This window comes from Paenibacillus sp. J22P90 (assembly GCF_059692195.1).
This window is the reverse complement of record NZ_JCAUAY010000006.1, coordinates 191,688-210,244: the sequence shown is the minus strand read 5'-3', so window position 1 is coordinate 210,244 and position 18,557 is coordinate 191,688. Positions and strand designations below refer to the sequence as shown.

The window sequence follows — 18,557 nt, the reverse complement described above, 5'->3', positions numbered from 1 at the left end:
TCTTTTTTGAAAAAACGGCTTCCAATCTTGTCGAAATGGTGAAAAACGGTCACTCCGGATGATTCGACGTTGCACTTCCAACAGAATAAGGCGTTGTGATCCCCTCATACATCAGATGCAAGGTCATTCCAGCGCTCGCATGCTGCAAGTTGTGGCAATGATCCATCCATAGTCCAGGATTATCTGCGATAAATGCAACCTCATATGTTTCGCCTGGGTCAACGTTTAATGTATCAACCCACCACGGGCTTCCGCTCGACGGCTGTCCGTTTCGGCTTAGCACGATCATGTGATGTCCGTGCAAATGCATGGGATGGCTGGCGCTGCTGTGATTGACGATTGTTGTTTTCACGATGTCTCCCTCTTTTACCATTAACATTGGCGTGTCAGGGAACAGCTTTCCGTTGATCGTGAACGAATACTTGAATGCCCCATCGAATAAGCCTAATCGTTTATCTAAAATAAGCTGAAACTCGCGATCATAGTGTCCAGTGAATGCCGCTACAGATTTGGTATCTGATCTGCCATAGGTCAATGGGTCAAAAGTAATGTTGCGTTTGGCGACGACATCACCGAAGTCAGCGTCCTTGCCATCTGGGCTCATCAGCAAAGAAGCGTGACTCCCCTCCTTTTTATCGGTCGAAGGACCTAATAAAACGTGCCCCATAGGCATGGTAAACGTCACGTCATAGCGTCCGCCAGAGGCGACAGTGAGGTCCTGATCTACCAGATCGGTAGGTGAATGAAGGTCAGTTCCATCAATGGCGGCCACCTGAAAATGTGTCCCTAACAACTTGAACCTTGTCGGTTCATTGTCGGTATTGATGAGACGCAGCCGGACTGGCGTTCCGGGCGCAATATGCTTGATTTGAGGTGTATCTGAAGCACCAAAGGAGATCATGTTCTTGTTCGAAGCAACCCCTAACGCGCTATATGTGTGCGCTACAATGGGAATGTCCACGACCATCTGAGTAGGAGATTGCCCCGGTTGAGACGCCTGTGGCTCTACAATTAATGAACCGAACAGCCCCTTCCCAGCGCCCACATAAGACTGCTGATGGGAATGGTACCAATAGGTGCCTGCATCGCTGGCTATGAATCGATACACATGTGTTTGTCCTGGCATGACGGCATTTTGGGTCACGCCAGCCACCCCGTCTTCGGCATTGGGGACATCCAGACCGTGCCAATGCAGGGTAACCCCATCTTCTATATTGGTGTTTACTAACGTGACCTCGATCAATTGACCTTGCTTCACACGCAGCTCAGGACCTGGTAGTTGGCCGTTAAACGTCCACGCTTCCACCTGTTTACCTGAGCTGAGCGTGACGGTTTTCTTCACCGCTGTGAGCGTAAACCGCTGATCTGGCGTCCCCTCGCGGGGACCCGTCAGTGTCGCTACGCTCGTCCCGCCCACGCCGTGGTGGGCGTGCTCGGCATTCGCCGGCGCTGCGCCGCCGCCGTACTCCATGACCCCCGCCGCCATGTTCATTTCGGCGGGCAAACGGCTCATCTGGCTAGCTGCGCTGAGCCAGATCGTTAATGCAGCGGCCGCCGCTAGGACGCCGGCGGCTGCGCGCAACACCCGCACCCCGAGCCGTGGCTTCGTCCACGCGGGGCTGCGCATGGCTAGGTATCGGCGGTGCAGCCGATACCCCTGCACTAACGTGCCGACAAACGCTAGCGCCGTCGGCACCAAAACAAGCTTCACCGGCAGTGGAACCGCGGTGAAGAAGGTGTAAAAGAACACGGTCATCGCGCCTAGCATGACCGCCTGCACGGGCAGCGCCACCGCGATATGCGCGGCGCTCGCACGCACTTCCGCAGGCAGGGCTTCGCCCTGCTGCTCCTTAAAACTGAGCCGAGTCAGCCGCCACAGCCTCGGCACGGACCACACAAGCGTCGCTAGCGCCGGAGCGACGAACAACGCCAGCTCCAGCCCCAGCTTCAGCTGCATGGCGGGCCAGCCTATCGGCCATCCGGAGAGGATGATGGCCGCCTTAGTAAAAGCTAGTACCTCACCCAGCAGGATGAGGATGAGTAGACCAAAAGACCTGCGACGCAGCTGCTTTTGTCCCGAACTGTAGGCTAAACGGCTGATCCAAAATGCCGTGATCGACCATATAAAAAGAAGGCCGAAGGAACTGAATCCCGCGGCTCCAAATAAGTCTTCCGTCATGTTTATTTTCCCCCATGCCTAGGTTATTCTGGATGGTTCTGTGTACCGCTTCCGACCGAATACGGCGTTGTGATGCCTTCATACATGAGATGCATCGACATCCCATCAGCAGCATGTGTGAGATTGTGGCAATGATCCATCCATAAACCCGGATTATCAGCGATAAATGCGACTTCATACGTCTCCCCTGGCTGCAGATCAAGCGTATCCGACCACCATGAACTGCCAGTGGAAGGCTTCCCATTACGAGAAAGAACGAGGATATGATGGCCATGTAAGTGCATCGGATGCTCCACATTACCTCGATTAATGATCGTTGTTTTGACGAGATCACCTTCTTTAACCATGAACATCGGAGCATCAGGAAACACTTTTCCGTTTAACGTATAGAGAAAATTGAAATTACGATTATAGAAGCCTAATTTATTATCTAAAATAAGGGTGAAATCACGATCAAATCTGCTATCTGCATCAAAAGGTGTAGCCGCTGGAGACCCATAAGTTAGGGGGTCGAAACGGACAGTTTGCGGGATTTCAGGGATATTTCCTTGACCATCAGGGGACAAGAGAATACCGCCATTTTTACTCCCTTCAACATGTAAATAAACAGGTCGATCCGGCATAATAAAGGTAAGGTCATAGCGACCACCTGTAGGAACCATGACATTGGTATTCGTCAAAAGATCTGGCTTATTCAAGTCTGTCCCGTCGATCGCAGCCACCTCAAAAGGCGTCCCAACTAACGTATACACTTGATCTACCCAATCATCGGTGTTAATAAGTCGCATCCGGACTGGTGTACCTGGAGCGACCGATTGGCGATCAAGTTCCTCGTTGGCACCAATCAGGACGGAAGTACCCTTCCAACGATGAGTCAAAACGGTGATATCTTTCTTGATCAAACTGACTTGGTCTGCTGCTTTCGGCTCCACAATTAAAGCGCCAAAAAGTCCTTTACTAACCGCCTCTTGCGAATCTTGATGTGAGTGGTACCAGAAGCTCCCCACCTGCTCGGCGCGGAAGCGATACGTGTAGGTTTCGCCTGGCATAACGGCATTTTGCGTAGCGCCGGCAACACCATCTTCGGCATTTGGAACGTCTAAACCGTGCCAATGGGCAGTAACACCAACATCAATATCTTCGTTCGTTAGCGTGACTTCAATGAGTTCGCCTTCTTGCATACGAAGCTCAGGTCCAGGGATTTGACCATTATAGGTCCATGCATCGACCGTTTTGCCGGAGCTGAGTGTAACTGTTTTTTTCTGCGCTACGAGTGTGAACTTACGGTCAGGCGTCCCCTCTTTGGGACCTGTGAGATCAGTGACAGACATCATGCCCGCCATAGCGGCCATATCATGATGAGCGTGATCCATCGTGACGACCCCTCCACCGTAATCGAGAGTCCCGCTCGCCATATCGATCTCGGCTGGCAGTATGCTTTTATCCATAGCGAACGTAATTAAATAGAAGCCGAGACCTGCAATCACGACGAGCACACTTGTCATTATGGAGAAACGTTTCCATAGACGAGGCGCCTGATAATTTTCTGCTTTACGCACCTGATTGGAACGAAGCTGATGTCTCCACCAGAGTCCTGCTGCTAATACAACCAGTAATGCTAGCGGAATTGTGATGTCCAACCAATAGAATGGCACAGCCGGCACCAGTGAGAAGTAAAGTGAAGTTACGGCACTAAGGGCGGTTAACTGGTAGGGAAAAATAAGGACAGGACTTGCAGCTCGTTGAAACATAGCTGGTTCAATCGTAGTACCGCCCTCTGCTAAGCTTTTTTTGGTCAAGGAGCGTAGTTTCAGCAGCTTAGGAACAGCTACCAACCATATGCTCAAAAGTGGGATGATCACAAGCGGCGCTTGAAGGAATACACGGTCTTGCCAGAAAATCAGATCCCTATGCTGCTGCAGCCAGACGATAGCGGCAATAATTGCTGCCGTAGGAAGGACGGGAAACCAAGCCCAGAAAAGCAGTTTGCGCGTTTTACGGTTCAGCTTTTCTAAGCTGCCGCTATACAGTAGTCGGGACGCTTTGACGCCGCCGATCCAAGTGAAAATGACCAATAATACACTAACTGCTAATATCGTTTGAATACTTGCGTTATACACAATAAAAACCCTCCTAAGCTCGATACCTCAAGTATAGTCCCCCTGCCCTGCGCATCAAACGGTCTGGAGACCAAGAGGCAACCTAGACTAAAGTTGGGGAGCCCTTTTATCAATTTTATACTTGTAAAGTCTGGAAATAGTTTGCGTTTTCATAAGTGGTGTGTTATGATGAATCCAATCGACAAATAGAACCTGAATTCACATATTGTAAAGGGTTTTCATTTTTGTTAGTGAACCTTTTTCAATGTGTGAATTTTTTCTCTTTGAAGAATAAAAAACATGTTAATAATTTTTGGAGGTATTTCACAATGGCTACTGGTACAGTAAAATGGTTTAACGCAGAAAAAGGTTTCGGTTTCATCGAAGTTGAAGGCGGCAACGATGTATTCGTACACTTCTCCGCAATTCAAGGCGAAGGTTTCAAAACTTTGGACGAAGGTCAAGCAGTTGAGTTCAGCGTAGTTCAAGGTAACCGCGGACCACAAGCTGAAAACGTTGTAAAACTGTAATATAATTAAAAAGACTGCCTTTACTTCAGTAATGGCAGTCTTTTTCAATTTAAAGCTAGCCGACGCTTAGTACTCTAAGGAGGTCTATCCATGTATTCCAGAAAAAAGTCGCTTGAAGAGATGCCTCTAGAAAATGTGACGGTATGGTCTTGTGAAAACGAAGGCTGTAAAGGCTGGATGCGAGATAATTTTGCATTCGATCACGTGCCGACATGCCATTTATGTCAGTCCACAATGATTCGAAGTGTCAAGTTGCTTCCATTAGTGAATAACACGAATAGTGATCAGAAAGCGCTCAAAAAGGGCGTACAAATATAGCGTAGTAAAAACCCGGGGGCATAGCTGTCTCCGGGTTTTTTGTGTTACCATGAAATGAGCGAAGACAAGACGAGCGGTGTCCAACTAGAGGACAACCCATCGTCAATCAAGGGAGGTAGAACTTCTGTGAGACCAAGAAAACGGCGTCAATGGCCACTGCTGGCAGGCGCTTGCATCCTTGCGGCGAGTAGCGTCATTCTTTTCGGTAAATATCCTTTTGAGTCAACCCCCACGGTGAAAACGAATCAAACAGAAAAGATAGTGGCAACACCCGTGCCGACACCAACACCGCGTGTATCGGTGGAATTTCGGATGCTCGATCTGGATCGAGGCTGGGTGAAATATGCGGACGGAGTGCTTCAGACAACGGATGGCGGCGCGCATTGGCAGGAAACTTCGAGTACGGAGATATCTCCCGTTGTTGGCGGGGCTGATGCTTCGGGCATTGAAACGATTGCGAAGCTGTTAAGTTTGGAAGCTGGGAATGGGAGTGTGGCGGCTTCTGCTGGAACGTCTGGTACGGCATCTACGGTAGCTGTCGGAGTGCCGACGCAAGAGAGTCTAGCTTCTATTGCGCTTAATGGGACTTCGTTTGCTGTGAAGCAGTCTCAATTCGTGACGCCGAAAATCGGTTGGGTTCTTTTGACCCGTACGACGGATAGCAAGAACCCTCTGCTGTTAACAGTAGACGGTGGACAAACCTGGATAGATGGCCTTACAGAGGATGCTAAATCAATTATTCAAGCGGAGAAAGCGCATTTGGCCCAGCTGAAAGCGGAATCTAATTTATATACAGATGAAGCGGGGGCGAAAGCCGCCATGGGCGCTAGCTGGAAGCTACTGCCGGAACAGGCGTCGCCGGGAGATATTGTGCTTGTGCGCCATAAGGAGCCGGGCAGTATTGCTTGGCAGGGCAAGACGTATACGCTTCAGCCCTATGAAGCGGGCTATTTCACGTATTTGCCAATCTCGCTGAGCGTGAAAGCCGGCACTTATCCGATTGGCGATCAGACATTGACCATCAAGGCGAAAAAATTCGAGACGCAGTACTTGAAGGTTACCGAGCAGATGGAAAGCATGAAGCAAGATACGGCGCGCATCAATGCCGATCAGAAGAAGATCGATCTGGCGCGAAGCAAGTCGGAGCCGACGTTTTTATTTCGTGGACCGTTCGTGAAGCCGGTCGAGGGGATTTTGACTACGCCGTATGGGTACACCCGTTATGTGAACGGGAAATACGACAGCTCGCATTTGGCCCTTGATCTGGCCGCCAAAGAAGGCACACCGATCAAGGCTACGAACGATGGGGTTGTCGCGCTGGCGGAAACCCTGTATTTGACCGGAAATGCCATCTATCTCGATCATGGGATGGGGCTGTTCTCGCAGTACGCGCATCTCTCCGAGCTGCGTGTGAAGGTGGGCGACCGCGTCAAGCAGGGCGACATTATCGGGCTCGTCGGCACGACCGGCTTCTCCACAGGGCCGCATCTGCATTTTACATTCTGGGCACACAATATACAGGCTAATCCGGACTTATTTTTTAATACAACCCCGTTTCAGTGGGTGAAATGATGCTGCCTAGTATACAAATGTCAGTTCGTTCACTTGTGGAATATGTGTTTAGCAGTGGCAGTATCGATAGTGAGTTTCGGTCAACGACATCGCTAAAAGAGGGCACGAAGGCACATCAAAGGCTGCAAAAGCAATACGGAGAATTAGATCAGCACGAGGTCTATGTTTCTGCAGAAATCGCATATGAAGGGCTTCTTTTTGTCATTGATGGACGCTGTGATGGGCTTCTTGTTGGTAGTGATGACGGCGGCGGAGATACGTTAACCGTGGATGAAATTAAATCGACTTCAGGCGATATCGCGCTGATCGAGGAAAATTCTTACCCTGTGCACTGGGCGCAGGCCATGTGTTACGCCTATATGATTGCCCATGATCGCGGACTCAGCCACATGCGGATTCAGCTAACGTATACACAGGTGGATACGGAGGAGACACGGCATTTTGTGAGGGAAGCTGGTTATGACGAGCTTGAGCGATTTGTGCATGAGGTCATTCAGCGCTACTATCCGTACGCACGGGTGAAACTTGATCATGAGCAGCGTAGGAATCAGAGCATCAAGGAGCTGCCATTTCCTTTTTCGCAGTATCGGGAGGGGCAGCGTAAGCTGGTAGGTGCAGTGTACAAAACGATCCAGGATGGGCACAAGCTGTTCGCTAAGGCGCCGACAGGGATCGGGAAGACGATGTCGACGTTGTTTCCGTCGGTGAAAGCGATGGGCGAGGGCGTGCTGCAGCGGTTCTTTTATTTGACGGCGAAGACGATCACACGTACAGCGGCGGAGGAAGCTTTTTACCTGTTGCAGGACAAAGGCTTGCAGCTTCAAGTGGTGACGCTCACAGCCAAGGAGAAAGTGTGCTTGAAGGACGAGGTTAGGTGTACGCCGGCCCACTGTGAGTTCGCGGATGGTTACTATGATCGGGTGAACGAGGCTGTGTTGGATTTGCTTAGGCAGGAAACGGTGATGACACGTTCTGTGATAGAGACGTATGCGCGCAAGCATCGGGTGTGTCCGTTTGAGTTTTCGCTCGATGTGGCTTATGCGGCGGATGCAGTTATCTGTGATTATAATTACATTTTTGACCCGCGTGTGAATTTGAAAAGATTGTTCGAGGAGCAGAAGCGCCGCACAGCGCTGCTTATTGATGAGTCGCATAATCTGGTGGACCGCGCGCGGGAAATGTACGCCAGTGAGCTGCATAAATCAGCTTTCCTTGCGCTGCAGCGGGAGTTCAAAGGTGTCAGTAAGGATGTCCATGACGCGGCGAAGGCGGTTAACGCCTATTTCATAGCGCTCCGCAAGCAGGTGGGAGATCGCGAAATGATGGTGGAGTCCACGCTGCCGGAGGCGTTGTTGGTTCAAGTGGAGGCTTTTATAGCGGTAGCGGAAAAAGAATTAGCAAGATCGGCTGGTGGTAACGCAGCGAGTGCGTTGCTCTTGGAAGCGTATTTCGGTGCGCAAAATTTTGTGCGCATTTCTAAGCTATACGACGAGCGTTATGTGACGCTGGCTGTAAATGATCGGGACGAGGTGAGCGTGAAGCTCGTCTGTTTAGACCCATCCCACCTGCTGCGGCAAATGGGAAAGGGGTATCGGGCGCATGTGTTTTTCTCGGCGACGCTGTCGCCCTTGTCTTATTTCATGGACACGTTAGGGGCGGGGGAGGACGATTATTCGGTGACGGTGCCGTCGCCTTTTGCTAAGGAGCAGCTTGAGGTGTTTGTTCAGCCGCTGTCGACCCGTTATCAGGATCGGGAGCATAGTCGAACGCTGATTGCCCGTTCCATCTTTGACCTGGTGGCGGGGCGATCGGGCAATTATTTGGTGTTTTTTCCCTCGTATGCGTATATGAGCAGTGTCTATGAGGCTTTTACGGATCTTGTAGGTGAGCGTGAGATTGCAGAAGGCGACAGTGGCCTGAACGTACTCGTCCAGCAGGCCAAAATGACAGAGGAAGAGCGGGAGCACTTTCTTGCAGCTTTTCAAGCGGGCGCGGAGCAGACGCTTGTGGGTTTTGCGGTGATGGGCGGCATCTTCTCCGAGGGCATCGATCTGGTTGGCGACCGCCTAACGGGTGTCGTCGTTGTGGGTGTTGGCTTGCCACAGCTAGGCGCGGAACGCAATCTGATCAAGGATTACATGGAGCGTACCGGCAAAAATGGCTACGACTACGCCTATGTGTACCCTGGCATGAACAAAGTTCAGCAGGCTGGCGGCCGGTTAATCCGCTCCGAAACGGATCACGGCGTGTTGCTGCTGATCGACGATCGGTACTTGCAGCCGCGCTATCAGCGCCTGCTGCCGGAAGAGTGGCGCGACTATACGGTGCTGCCTGTGCCGCGAAAGCATTGAAAAAAGCCGTCCCCAAGGTTCATCACCTTGAAGGACGGCTTTTCATATGCTCGCTATTCCTATAGCGACATCTGATAAATCTTAACCACATCTGCACGAGTCAGCTTCTGGAAGTTGCCGAAATCGCCGTAAATCATGGCTTTATCCGCCATGAGCTCGATCGTGGAGTCGTCGATGTTGTAATCCGCCAACCGGCTCGGTGCGCCGATGCTGACAAAGAACGCGCGCAGTGCTGCGATGCCTTCTTCGGCGACTTGCTTGTCGGATTTGCCTGCGGCATCGATGCCGAAGACGCGCTGCGCGAACTGCTTGTAACGTCCAACGTTAGCGTCAAGGGTATGGGTCATCCAGTTCGGGAAGAGGATGGCCAAGCCTCCGCCGTGCGGGATATCATGGACAGCGGAAACCGCGTGCTCTAGATTGTGCGTCGCCCAATCGCCGCGAATGCCCATGCTTAGCGTGCCGTTCAGCGCCATAGTGCCGCTATATAGAATCGTTGCGCGGTGTTCGAGATTGTTCAAATCTTGGAGCAGCAGAGGGGCTGTATCAATCACAGTACGTAGAATCGTCTCACAGAACCCATCCTGAATCGGGGAGTTTGTGACATGATGGAAGTATTGTTCGAACACGTGCGACATAATATCGACCATACCGTAAACGGTTTGGTTTTCAGGCAAGGATGTTGTATGAGCTGGGTCAAGGATGGAGAATTTCGGAAAAGCATGAGGGCTTCCCCAGCCGAGTTTATCTTGCGTTTCCCAATTCGTAATGACAGAACCGGAGTTCAATTCAGAGCCTGTTGCAGCAATCGTGAGTACCGTTGCTAACGGGATAGCACCTGTCGCTACTGCTTTACGCGTTGCGATATCCCAGAAGTCGCCTTCGAACTTGGCACCAACAGCGATCGCTTTCGCGCAGTCGATAACACTACCGCCACCAACAGCAAGAATGAGGTCGATCTGGTTACTGCGACATAGTTCAACACCTCTGTGAACGGTCGTTAGTCGCGGGTTCGGCTCGACGCCGCTTAGCTCGACGATCGTTGCGTCAAGAGCTTGCAACAACTTAACAACGTTGTCGTAGATGCCGTTGGCTTTTATGCTGCCGCCACCATAAACGAGTAAAATATTTTTCCCATACTTAGGCACTTCGGTCGTTAGCTTTTCTAATTGACCCTGACCAAAATGTAGGGTTGTTGGATTGTGAAATGTGAAAGTATTCATGCGTAGACCTCCTCGAACATGACTAGGGGATGCTCCCCTCTTACTATTGTATAGTAAGCTTCCCCCAAAAACAAAACCTGCGCTGCCAAGTAGAGAAGCAGGACATTCCATCCATTTTAGAGAATGAATTAAGCAGGAAGTCATCTTGTAGGGATGTGAACAACAGCATGGTGAAGACAAGGAAGTCTGACCATATTTTAGAAATGGCATACAGCTGTGTGCGATGGTTTCTAGTAGTTGCTTCAACGTATTTATTTCTTATCTACTATCATAAAACCCCACAGGATTTGATTGTATTTTTCAGTCTATTATCAGTGGCTGTTATCTTTATGGGAGCGACGGAATTCGCTCTGCATCGTACTCCGATTGCGTCTAATGTATATCGCTTTATGACGCGGTTTGGCGTGGTCATGGACTATTTGGCATTTTTTGCGATTATCTCACTCACAGATGGGACGCACAGTCCGCTTTTCCCAATAGCCTATTTAGTTATTTTACATGCATCATTATATTGGAGTTTCCGCGGATCCATGGTAGCGACACTTATGATCTCCATCGGTTATTTTTTCGTGGTTGAACTGGTGGATGGCGGCTTCCTGATCGATGATATACCGCGGCACTTATTTAATATTGCTTTTCTACTCATGATTGGTGTCGTTGGGGGCATCATTGTAGCAAGGGAGCGAAAACATTTCGTCGAGAAGGGGATCTACGAAAACTTAGCAAAGCAGGATTACTTGACGGGGCTTTATAATCATCGAAGCTTTCAAGAACTCATGCGAGAGGCCTTTGCAGGAAAGCAGCCGATTGTGCTGATGATGGGGGATATTGATTGTTTTAAACAAATCAATGATCGGTATGGACACCAAGCAGGGGATGCCGTTCTGAGGACGATCGGAAGCTTGCTGCAATCAACGATTCCACTTACACACGGGCGGGCCTTCCGTTATGGCGGCGAAGAGTTTGCGATTATTCTATACACGGACAATCAACAAAAGGCGACTGAGATGTTTGAACGATTTATGGACGAGCTGCGATCATGGGTATTTGAACATGGCAAAGATGCATTTCAAGTCACAATGAGCTTCGGTGCAGCGGTCCGTGTTCAGGGTCAAGGCAAGGAAGAGCTAGTGGCCGCAGCAGATGAACTGTTATATGTAGCGAAGACCCACGGCAAAAATCGATTACAATGGGGTCGTGCAGAAGGGATGGAACGATAGCAATGGCAACCTTATCACCCTATATTTATAGTGCAAATGCACGAGAGCAGGCTGATTTTTATGTACGCGTGTTTGGAGGGGAAATTATCAGCATCCAAACATACGGCGATCTGCCGGGAATGGAAGCGTCTATGAAGCACTTAGTTATGCATCTGGAGCTGCAGGCGCTGGGTCTGCGATTTTTCATGGCGGACGCTGGTGCAGAGGCGAATGATCGAGGTACTGGCATGGATTTGGCGCTGACCTTCAAGGACGAGGAGGAAGCGGGCACGATTTATGAAGGGTTAGCAGCGGAAGGCGATGTGATCATGCCGTTTGAACGGATGTTCTGGGGCACCATGCTCGGTCGTGTGCGCGATCGGTACGGCGTGATGTGGCAGGTGGCCACGGAATCGTAGACGGAATGATAGGAGAGCTCCTTTGTGAGAAGCCATGCGGCTTTTCGTGAGGGAGCTTTTTTTGGAATCACCCCACCTCCAATCCGCCTGCGGACCGATTCGACCTCGTTTATATTCCGTTTAAAATAGGGGAGTATGATCGTACCAGTGTTAGAGATAAACAAATCCGATCGGGTAAAGGAGTAGAGATAGATGGCTGTAACGAAGACTGAACGAACCAAACCTAAAAACGACTGGCGGGGATTCATCCGCCTGCTAATGGAGGCGAATCCGCCGAAGCTTCTGCTGGGCATTGCCCTTGGCTTAAGCGTGATTGCTACCTTGGTAGCTTTAGTCATTCCGCTTTTCACCAAAAATGTGGTCGATAATTTCTCGATTTCTTCCCTGAATTGGTGGCAAATCAGCGGGATGGCCCTTGCTTTTATCGCATCCGCCTTGGCTTCCGGTTTAGCTACGTACCTGCTCAACTATTCAGGTCAGCGCGTAGTGGCGGGTATCCGAGATCGCTTGTGGAAGAAGCTGCTGGTACTCCCGGTCCGCTACTATGATAATCATCAAACAGGAGACACGATCTCCCGGATGACGAACGACACGGCTATTATTAAAGGACTGATCGCAGAGCATACCGCGGGCTTTATTACAGGGAGCATTTCCATCATCGGTTCCATCATCGTACTTCTATATATGGATTGGAAAATGACGCTGATCATGTTTAGCATATTTCCAATCGCGTTTCTTATCCTTTTTCCACTTGGCATGCAAATGTACAAAATATCGAAAGGCATGCAAGCCGAGACGGCTAATTTTACTTCCGTGTTAAATCGAGTACTGAGCGAAATTCGCTTGGTCAAGGCAGCAAATGCAGAGCCTATCGAGTATAAAGAAGGCAGCGCAGGAATTCAGACGCTGTTCAAATTTGGTCTTAAAGAAGGTAAAATTCAGGCATTAATGTCGCCGCTGATCATGTTTGTCATGTTGATGTTGTTCGTTGTCTTATTCGGGTATGGTGGTACACGCGTGGCATCTGGAGCTATATCTGCTGGTCAACTGGTTGCTTTTATGCTGTATTTATTCCAAATCGTGATGCCGATTACGCAAGTTACGCAATTTTTCACGCAAACGCAGAAAGCAATGGGAGCAACGGAAACGATTCTGAAGGTGTTAGATCATGAGGAAGAGGATCCGCATACGGGTGTACCCGTCAAGGATGCTTCACAATCATTGCATTTTGAAAATGTGACGTTCGGCTATAAAGAGGGCGAGTCGGTCCTCAAGGATGTTAGCTTCACGATGGACGCGGGGAAGGTCACCGCGATTGTAGGACCAAGCGGAAGCGGGAAGACGACGATGTTTTCGTTGCTGGAACGGTTTTATGCGCAGCAGGAAGGCCATATTTCGCTAGGTGAGGATAGCATCGATCAGTACTCGCTCGTCTCTTGGCGAAGCCAGATCGGCTATGTGTCACAGGAGAGCCCGCTTATTGCCGGGACTATTCGGGATAATATCTGTTATGGCTTGCAGCATGACGTGACGGAAGAAGCGCTGAAGCGGGCATCCGAGATGGCCTACGCTGATGGCTTCATTGATGAGCTTCCGCAGAAATATGACACGGAAGTCGGAGAACGCGGGATCAAGCTGTCAGGTGGACAGCGTCAACGTATTGCGATCGCCAGAGCGCTGCTGCGGGATCCGAAGATTTTAATGCTGGATGAAGCAACCTCCAGCTTGGACAGCAAGTCCGAGGTCGTGGTGCAGCAGGCGCTGCAGAATTTGATGCAAGGACGTACAACGCTCGTCATTGCCCATCGCTTATCCACGGTCGTGGACGCAGATCAGATCGTGTTCCTCGACAAAGGTGTTGTCACAGGTCGCGGTACGCATCAGGAACTCATCGAGTCGCATGAGATGTATCGCGAGTTTGCTACCCAACAGCTGCAAATTCAAGAGCAGTTGATTGCGGAGCATTCACCGATGGAGTCCACATCCATGCAGATTCACTCTTAATTGCAAAAAGCCTCTACCCTCGAGAAGTTCATAGGGGGTGGAGGCTTTTTATGCGTTAAGGGTGCAGGTTCGCTTTCATCAGTGCGGCAATCTGTTGCTCTTGGTACCCTTTGAGCTCAAGTGCCTGAATAATACGTTCCTGCCGTTCAATCGGCTGATTCTGGCTCAGCTTGGCTTTGCCTTCGATACTAGAGATCGGGAGCTTGAAGGCTTGTATTCCTTTACGCAATCCAGTTAAAAACTGTGGATCAACATTTTCTAAGGTATACGAGCTGCCCCGATCCTCGTACTTAAGTGTCAGCTCTTCTAGGAGGCGTAAGATTTCCGCATCATCGTGGAGGAGTTCCATTTTGCCATAAACATGCACAGCCGTATAATTCCACGTAGGAACAGCGGCAGGCGTATCATACCAGGAAGGTGAGATATAGCAGTGAGGGCCTTGGAAAATGGCCAGAACCTCTTGCTGCTCGATATCCGTCCACTGCGCATTAGACCTGGCGAAATGCCCGTATAAACAATGCTCCTCCGGATGTAATATTAGGGGAATATGTGTTGCAAATGGGCGCTCCAGATGCTGAGAAACGACCGTAGCAAAGCTATGGGCTGCTAGGAACTCATACATCTTCGAAAGGTCCTCTAATTTAAAATGTGAGGGATTGTACATGTGTTCACCTGCTTTTATCCTATGTTAGGAAAAGTATAGCAACCCTAGTGGTACATACAAAGTACCAATTTCTTTGTTTTTAATTAGTCCACTAGCTCATGCGGTAGAACAGGAAGTCGACGGCTTCTCGTCGAATTACCTAACTAACTACGTAATCACGAGGTAATCACGAGGAGGCAATACGAGTGGAAAAGGTACGTTGGGGAATTATTGGCTGTGGTGATGTGACAGAAGTCAAAAGCGGTCCCGCCTTGCAGAAGGCAGAAGGTTCGGAGCTAGTCGCGGTTATGCGCCGCAATGGGGCACTAGCAGAAGATTATGCACAGCGGCATGGTGTGGCAAAATGGTACGACGATGCGGAAGCATTGGTGAACGATCCGGATGTAAATGCGGTCTATGTGGCAACGCCGCCCGGATTTCATCACGAATACACCTTACTCGCTGCCAAAGCAGGAAAGCCGGTCTACGTGGAGAAGCCAATGGCTAGGAATCACGCCGAATGTCAGGAGATGATCGCCGCTTGTGAAGAAGCGGACGTGCCTTTGTTCGTGGCGTATTATCGCAGAGGGCTGCCGAAATTCGTGGAAATCAAGCGACTGATTGATAGCGGTGCAATCGGTGAAGTCCGTTTTGTTCAATCGACCTATCTGCAACCAGCTAGAGAGTATGAAGAGGGGCTAGAGCCATGGCGCATTCAGCCTGAGCTGTCTGGTGGCGGACTTTTCGTAGATCTGGCGAGTCATACGTTAGATATTCTCGATTATTTACTCGGACCGATTGGTGAGGTCAAAGGCTTTGCACGAAACCAAACAGGTAAGCAAAAGGTAGAAGACATTGTTACCACGAGCTACGCATTCGAATCCGGTGTGATGGGTACAGGAGTTTGGAGCTTTAACTCCTATACGCGCCTAGATTTGAATGAGATTGTTGGCAGCCGCGGCAAGCTCTCGTTCTCCACCTTCAGTGGGGATCTACGCATTGTGGCGGAAGATGGCTCTATAGAAGAGTTGGACATTCCGAATCCTCCACACGTTCAACAACCGCTGATCCAGACCGTGGTGAACGATCTCAGAGGCATCGGGCAGAGCCCAAGCACTGGAGTAACGGCCGCGCGTACGAATCGCGTGATGGATGAATTGCTGCGCGACTTCTACCGCGCATAAAAACAAGAACCCCAGCCTGATGTACGTAAAACACACATCGGACTGGGGTTCTTTCATTAAGCCTTCGGGCTCGGCGCTGCGACAATAGGAGCAGGTGCTGAAGCGGAAGGATTGTCTGGTGAAACAGAGCGTTTGCGTATGAACAAGCTTAGCGGCAGAGCCACTAGGACAATAAATGTTGCGAGCAAATACACATCGTTGACACTCATTGTAAAGGCGTGTGTACCAATTTGAACTTTGTCCTTCATCCCGCCTACAGCGAGTTCCTTGCTGTGTGTAACGGTTTGGGACGAGAGCACCGATGTGAATAGGGCAATCGCGAAGGATCCGAATACGTTGCGAACCCAGTTGTTAATGGACGTTGCATGACCAGACAGGGTTCTAGGGATTTGTTCCATACCCGCATTACTTGCTGGCATTGTAGCGAAAGCAATCCCGACGTTACGAACGATCATCCAGAACACAATATAACCGCGTGAGACGTCTGTACTTAACCAACTAAGTGTGAGCGTACCAATGGCAATTAAGGAAATACCGATAAAAATAAGAATGCGCGGCCCGACACTGCTATACAGCTTGCCTACAAGGGGCATACAGAGCGCCATAACAAGGGATGCCGGCAGCAAGATTAGTCCCGTATCCAGCGGGGTGACATGTTGAATATTTTGCAGGAAAATCGGTGTTAAGAACGTTCCTGAGTATAAGCTGATCGTAACAATACTAGAAATAATAAGAGATAAGGTGTAACGCGAGTTTTTCAACACACGGATGTTCAATAGCGGTGAATCAACCTTAAGCTCTCTCCAGATGAACAATAGAAGGATTAGGAAGCCTGTTGTAAATAATCCGATGACACGACCGGATGTCCAGCCCCAAGCATGGCCCTGCGAGAAACCGACGAGCAAGGCAAGGCTGCTGACAACGACGGTCAGTAAGCCGATGAGATCAAATCTTTTTGGAACGGAAAGACGGTAATAAGGAATTAATTTAAAAACAAGAATAATAGCGACTACACCGACGGGTACGTTCATAAGGAACAACCAGTGCCAGCTCCAGTTTTGCAGCAACCAACCGCTTAGTGTTGGCCCAATGGCAGGCGCCATCATGGCAGATAAGGACCAAAGGGAAATCGCAATCGGTTGCTTATCCCGCGGAATTACTTGATAGACGATCGTCATCGTAGCAGGCATGATCAGACCACTGAACGCCCCTTGTATAATACGGAATGCAATTAATGAAGAAGCATCCCAAGCTAACGCACATAAAAGTGAGAAAACGGTGAAACCGATCAGCGCAATCGCGTATAGACGTTTGTAGCTGAATTTCTCCCCGAAATAGCCGGTAATCGGAGCAATTGTACCACTTGCGAGCATAAAGCCAGTAATCGTCCATTGGATTTTGCTCAAATCGGTATTGAAATGCTCACTAAGAATTGGTATGGCGATATTTATCGTGCTCATGCTTAGGATTGAAACGAACGACCCGAAGAAGATCGCGATCATGATCGGCCAAAAGCGCACTTGCTGTAGCTCATCCTTACTCAAAGTAATGCCTCCACTCTATCCATTGATCTTAACGATAGTATTCTCTATAATTTGAATGAAAATCATCATACTACCGATATGTTTATATGTCAATAATGACATAAAGGAGGAGCGGCAATGAATACCCTTTCATATGGACTACTAAGCCTGTTAACTAAAAACTCCCGTTCAGGGTATGAGCTCATGCAGCATATACAACCTTTTTGGTCAGCTAAACATAGCCAAATTTACCCATTATTAGCACAATTAGAGCAAAAGGGACACGTCGCTTTCGTTCATGTTCCTCAATCCGATAAGCCGGATAAGAAGGTTTATTCCATTACGGAGCAAGGGAAGGATGCCCTACGGGGATGGATTGCTGAGCCAACGGATGAACCTGTGACGCGAGATGAACTTGCTTTAAAGATGTATTGTATCGGTTTAGTGGATAAAGAGCAGGCGCGGCAGATGCTGGCGGTACGCGAAGTGTATTATAAAAAGAAAAAAGAGCGATTCAACCTCCTGATGGATAAGCTCCAACAAGGAAGTGATAAACCGCTTGATCAATTAGAAATTGGTGATGATGCATTTGGCATGTACGTCCTCGTGCATAAAGCTACAATGAAGGTAGATACGGATTTGTATTGGTGTGAGTGGATGAAGGAGAAGCTGAAGTAGAACGAACTTCAGCTTAACTGCCAATCTCCTGAATGACCGTTTGGATTTTTTGGAGACGAATGTACTCCGATTTCTCTAATTGAGGTCGGAAATAAGCGTACAAGTAGGCCGCGTCCTCGAAAGTTAAGCCCGGGTAACAGACGACTTCTTGCACAACGAGCGGATTATCCATAATAACCTGCCATTCCCCGGCTCGATCCGCAGGGGGGATGTTGGTGAAAATATGTTTTTTTGCAGCAATTGTCGATTCGAGTTCTGGCCAAATGGTCTCCCACGAGGGGCTAAAATCCACGGGTTCTGGAAAAAGTCGCTTCGCTTTCGCGACGGAATGCGCAACGGTCTCTATATCTGTGTCTTCTGCTGCTTTGATCGCATCTGTGAGACTGTCGAGCAATCGCCTGAAACCTGCGAATCCTTCAGATAGAACCTCGCGTTGAAACAGGGCTTCCGCTTCCGCGGTAGTCAGTTTGTTGAAATCCGCCAATGTGTTATTTGTCATACAGGCCATATCCCCCCAAAAGAATCTGTTCCTTCCCCAAATTTATCATAAAGTTTTTACCAAATAAAGCACTTTCATTCGCAAAACGGTTCATCTGGTTTAAATTCAGTTTATATTTCGCGCTTATGCTAAATGC

16 protein-coding genes are annotated in these 18,557 nt (G+C 49.4%); 9 read left to right on the top strand and 7 right to left on the bottom strand.

Annotated elements, in window-relative coordinates:
- Positions 1 to 49: 49 nt before the first annotated feature.
- From AC58UX_RS21085 to AC58UX_RS21075, 3 genes are all read right to left on the bottom strand, one after another.
- The gene (locus tag AC58UX_RS21085; RefSeq protein ID WP_497256305.1) at positions 50 to 1,957 is read right to left on the bottom strand and encodes a multicopper oxidase family protein; all 1,908 of its coding nucleotides are present in this window, start codon (positions 1,955 to 1,957) and stop codon (positions 50 to 52) included.
- 61 nt (positions 1,958 to 2,018) lie between these two features.
- Positions 2,019 to 2,195 (bottom strand): hypothetical protein, encoded by a 177-nt coding sequence (locus AC58UX_RS21080; protein WP_497256303.1) that lies wholly within the window; start codon positions 2,193 to 2,195, stop codon positions 2,019 to 2,021.
- 7 nt (positions 2,196 to 2,202) lie between these two features.
- Positions 2,203 to 4,299 carry a multicopper oxidase family protein gene (locus AC58UX_RS21075; protein WP_497256301.1) on the bottom strand — a complete coding sequence of 699 codons (2,097 nt, stop codon included), beginning with the start codon at positions 4,297 to 4,299 and terminating at the stop codon, positions 2,203 to 2,205.
- 308 nt (positions 4,300 to 4,607) lie between these two features.
- Here AC58UX_RS21075 and AC58UX_RS21070 point away from each other — a divergent pair, with 308 nt between their 5' ends.
- The 4 genes from AC58UX_RS21070 to AC58UX_RS21055 all read left to right on the top strand — a co-directional run bounded on the left by AC58UX_RS21070 (position 4,608) and on the right by AC58UX_RS21055 (position 9,049).
- On the top strand, positions 4,608 to 4,808 hold the full coding sequence (locus AC58UX_RS21070) for a cold-shock protein (protein WP_314800096.1): 201 nt from the start codon (positions 4,608 to 4,610) through the stop codon (positions 4,806 to 4,808).
- Positions 4,809 to 4,898: 90 nt separating this feature from the next.
- Positions 4,899 to 5,126, top strand: coding sequence for a cold-shock protein (locus AC58UX_RS21065; RefSeq protein ID WP_497256299.1), 228 nt, complete (start codon positions 4,899 to 4,901; stop codon positions 5,124 to 5,126).
- 126 nt (positions 5,127 to 5,252) lie between these two features.
- A complete protein-coding gene (locus AC58UX_RS21060) occupies positions 5,253 to 6,698 on the top strand; it encodes a peptidoglycan DD-metalloendopeptidase family protein (RefSeq protein ID WP_497256297.1) in 1,446 nt (481 codons plus the stop codon).
- Positions 6,698 to 9,049 carry an ATP-dependent DNA helicase gene (locus AC58UX_RS21055; RefSeq protein ID WP_497256295.1) on the top strand — a complete coding sequence of 784 codons (2,352 nt, stop codon included), beginning with the start codon at positions 6,698 to 6,700 and terminating at the stop codon, positions 9,047 to 9,049. Before AC58UX_RS21060 ends, AC58UX_RS21055 begins: the two co-directional genes overlap by 1 nt.
- Before the next feature lie 59 nt (positions 9,050 to 9,108).
- Here the strand turns inward: AC58UX_RS21055 and AC58UX_RS21050 are convergent, their stop codons facing one another.
- Positions 9,109 to 10,272: an iron-containing alcohol dehydrogenase gene (locus AC58UX_RS21050; protein ID WP_497256293.1), complete on the bottom strand. Its 1,164-nt coding sequence runs from the start codon at positions 10,270 to 10,272 to the stop codon at positions 9,109 to 9,111.
- A gap of 167 nt (positions 10,273 to 10,439) precedes the next feature.
- Between AC58UX_RS21050 and AC58UX_RS21045 the strand changes: the two genes are divergently transcribed.
- From AC58UX_RS21045 to AC58UX_RS21035, 3 genes are all read left to right on the top strand, one after another.
- Positions 10,440 to 11,492, top strand: coding sequence for a GGDEF domain-containing protein (locus AC58UX_RS21045; RefSeq protein WP_497256291.1), 1,053 nt, complete (start codon positions 10,440 to 10,442; stop codon positions 11,490 to 11,492).
- Between the two features lie 2 nt (positions 11,493 to 11,494).
- Positions 11,495 to 11,890: a VOC family protein gene (locus AC58UX_RS21040; RefSeq protein WP_497256289.1), complete on the top strand. Its 396-nt coding sequence runs from the start codon at positions 11,495 to 11,497 to the stop codon at positions 11,888 to 11,890.
- 192 nt (positions 11,891 to 12,082) lie between these two features.
- Positions 12,083 to 13,894 (top strand): ABC transporter ATP-binding protein, encoded by a 1,812-nt coding sequence (locus AC58UX_RS21035; protein WP_497256287.1) that lies wholly within the window; start codon positions 12,083 to 12,085, stop codon positions 13,892 to 13,894.
- A gap of 55 nt (positions 13,895 to 13,949) precedes the next feature.
- Here the strand turns inward: AC58UX_RS21035 and AC58UX_RS21030 are convergent, their stop codons facing one another.
- Entirely contained in the window at positions 13,950 to 14,558 is a 609-nt protein-coding gene (locus AC58UX_RS21030) for an FMN-binding negative transcriptional regulator (RefSeq protein WP_497256285.1), read from the bottom strand.
- Between the two features lie 179 nt (positions 14,559 to 14,737).
- Between AC58UX_RS21030 and AC58UX_RS21025 the strand changes: the two genes are divergently transcribed.
- Positions 14,738 to 15,721, top strand: coding sequence for a Gfo/Idh/MocA family protein (locus AC58UX_RS21025; protein ID WP_497256599.1), 984 nt, complete (start codon positions 14,738 to 14,740; stop codon positions 15,719 to 15,721).
- Between the two features lie 56 nt (positions 15,722 to 15,777).
- Here the strand turns inward: AC58UX_RS21025 and AC58UX_RS21020 are convergent, their stop codons facing one another.
- On the bottom strand, positions 15,778 to 17,265 hold the full coding sequence (locus tag AC58UX_RS21020) for an MDR family MFS transporter (RefSeq protein WP_497256283.1): 1,488 nt from the start codon (positions 17,263 to 17,265) through the stop codon (positions 15,778 to 15,780).
- Between the two features lie 117 nt (positions 17,266 to 17,382).
- Here AC58UX_RS21020 and AC58UX_RS21015 point away from each other — a divergent pair, with 117 nt between their 5' ends.
- Positions 17,383 to 17,922 (top strand): PadR family transcriptional regulator, encoded by a 540-nt coding sequence (locus tag AC58UX_RS21015; RefSeq protein WP_497256281.1) that lies wholly within the window; start codon positions 17,383 to 17,385, stop codon positions 17,920 to 17,922.
- A gap of 13 nt (positions 17,923 to 17,935) precedes the next feature.
- Here the strand turns inward: AC58UX_RS21015 and AC58UX_RS21010 are convergent, their stop codons facing one another.
- Complete coding sequence (locus AC58UX_RS21010; RefSeq protein ID WP_497256279.1) at positions 17,936 to 18,421, bottom strand: hypothetical protein; 486 nt, start codon at positions 18,419 to 18,421, stop codon at positions 17,936 to 17,938.
- Between the last annotated feature and the right edge of the window lie 136 nt (positions 18,422 to 18,557).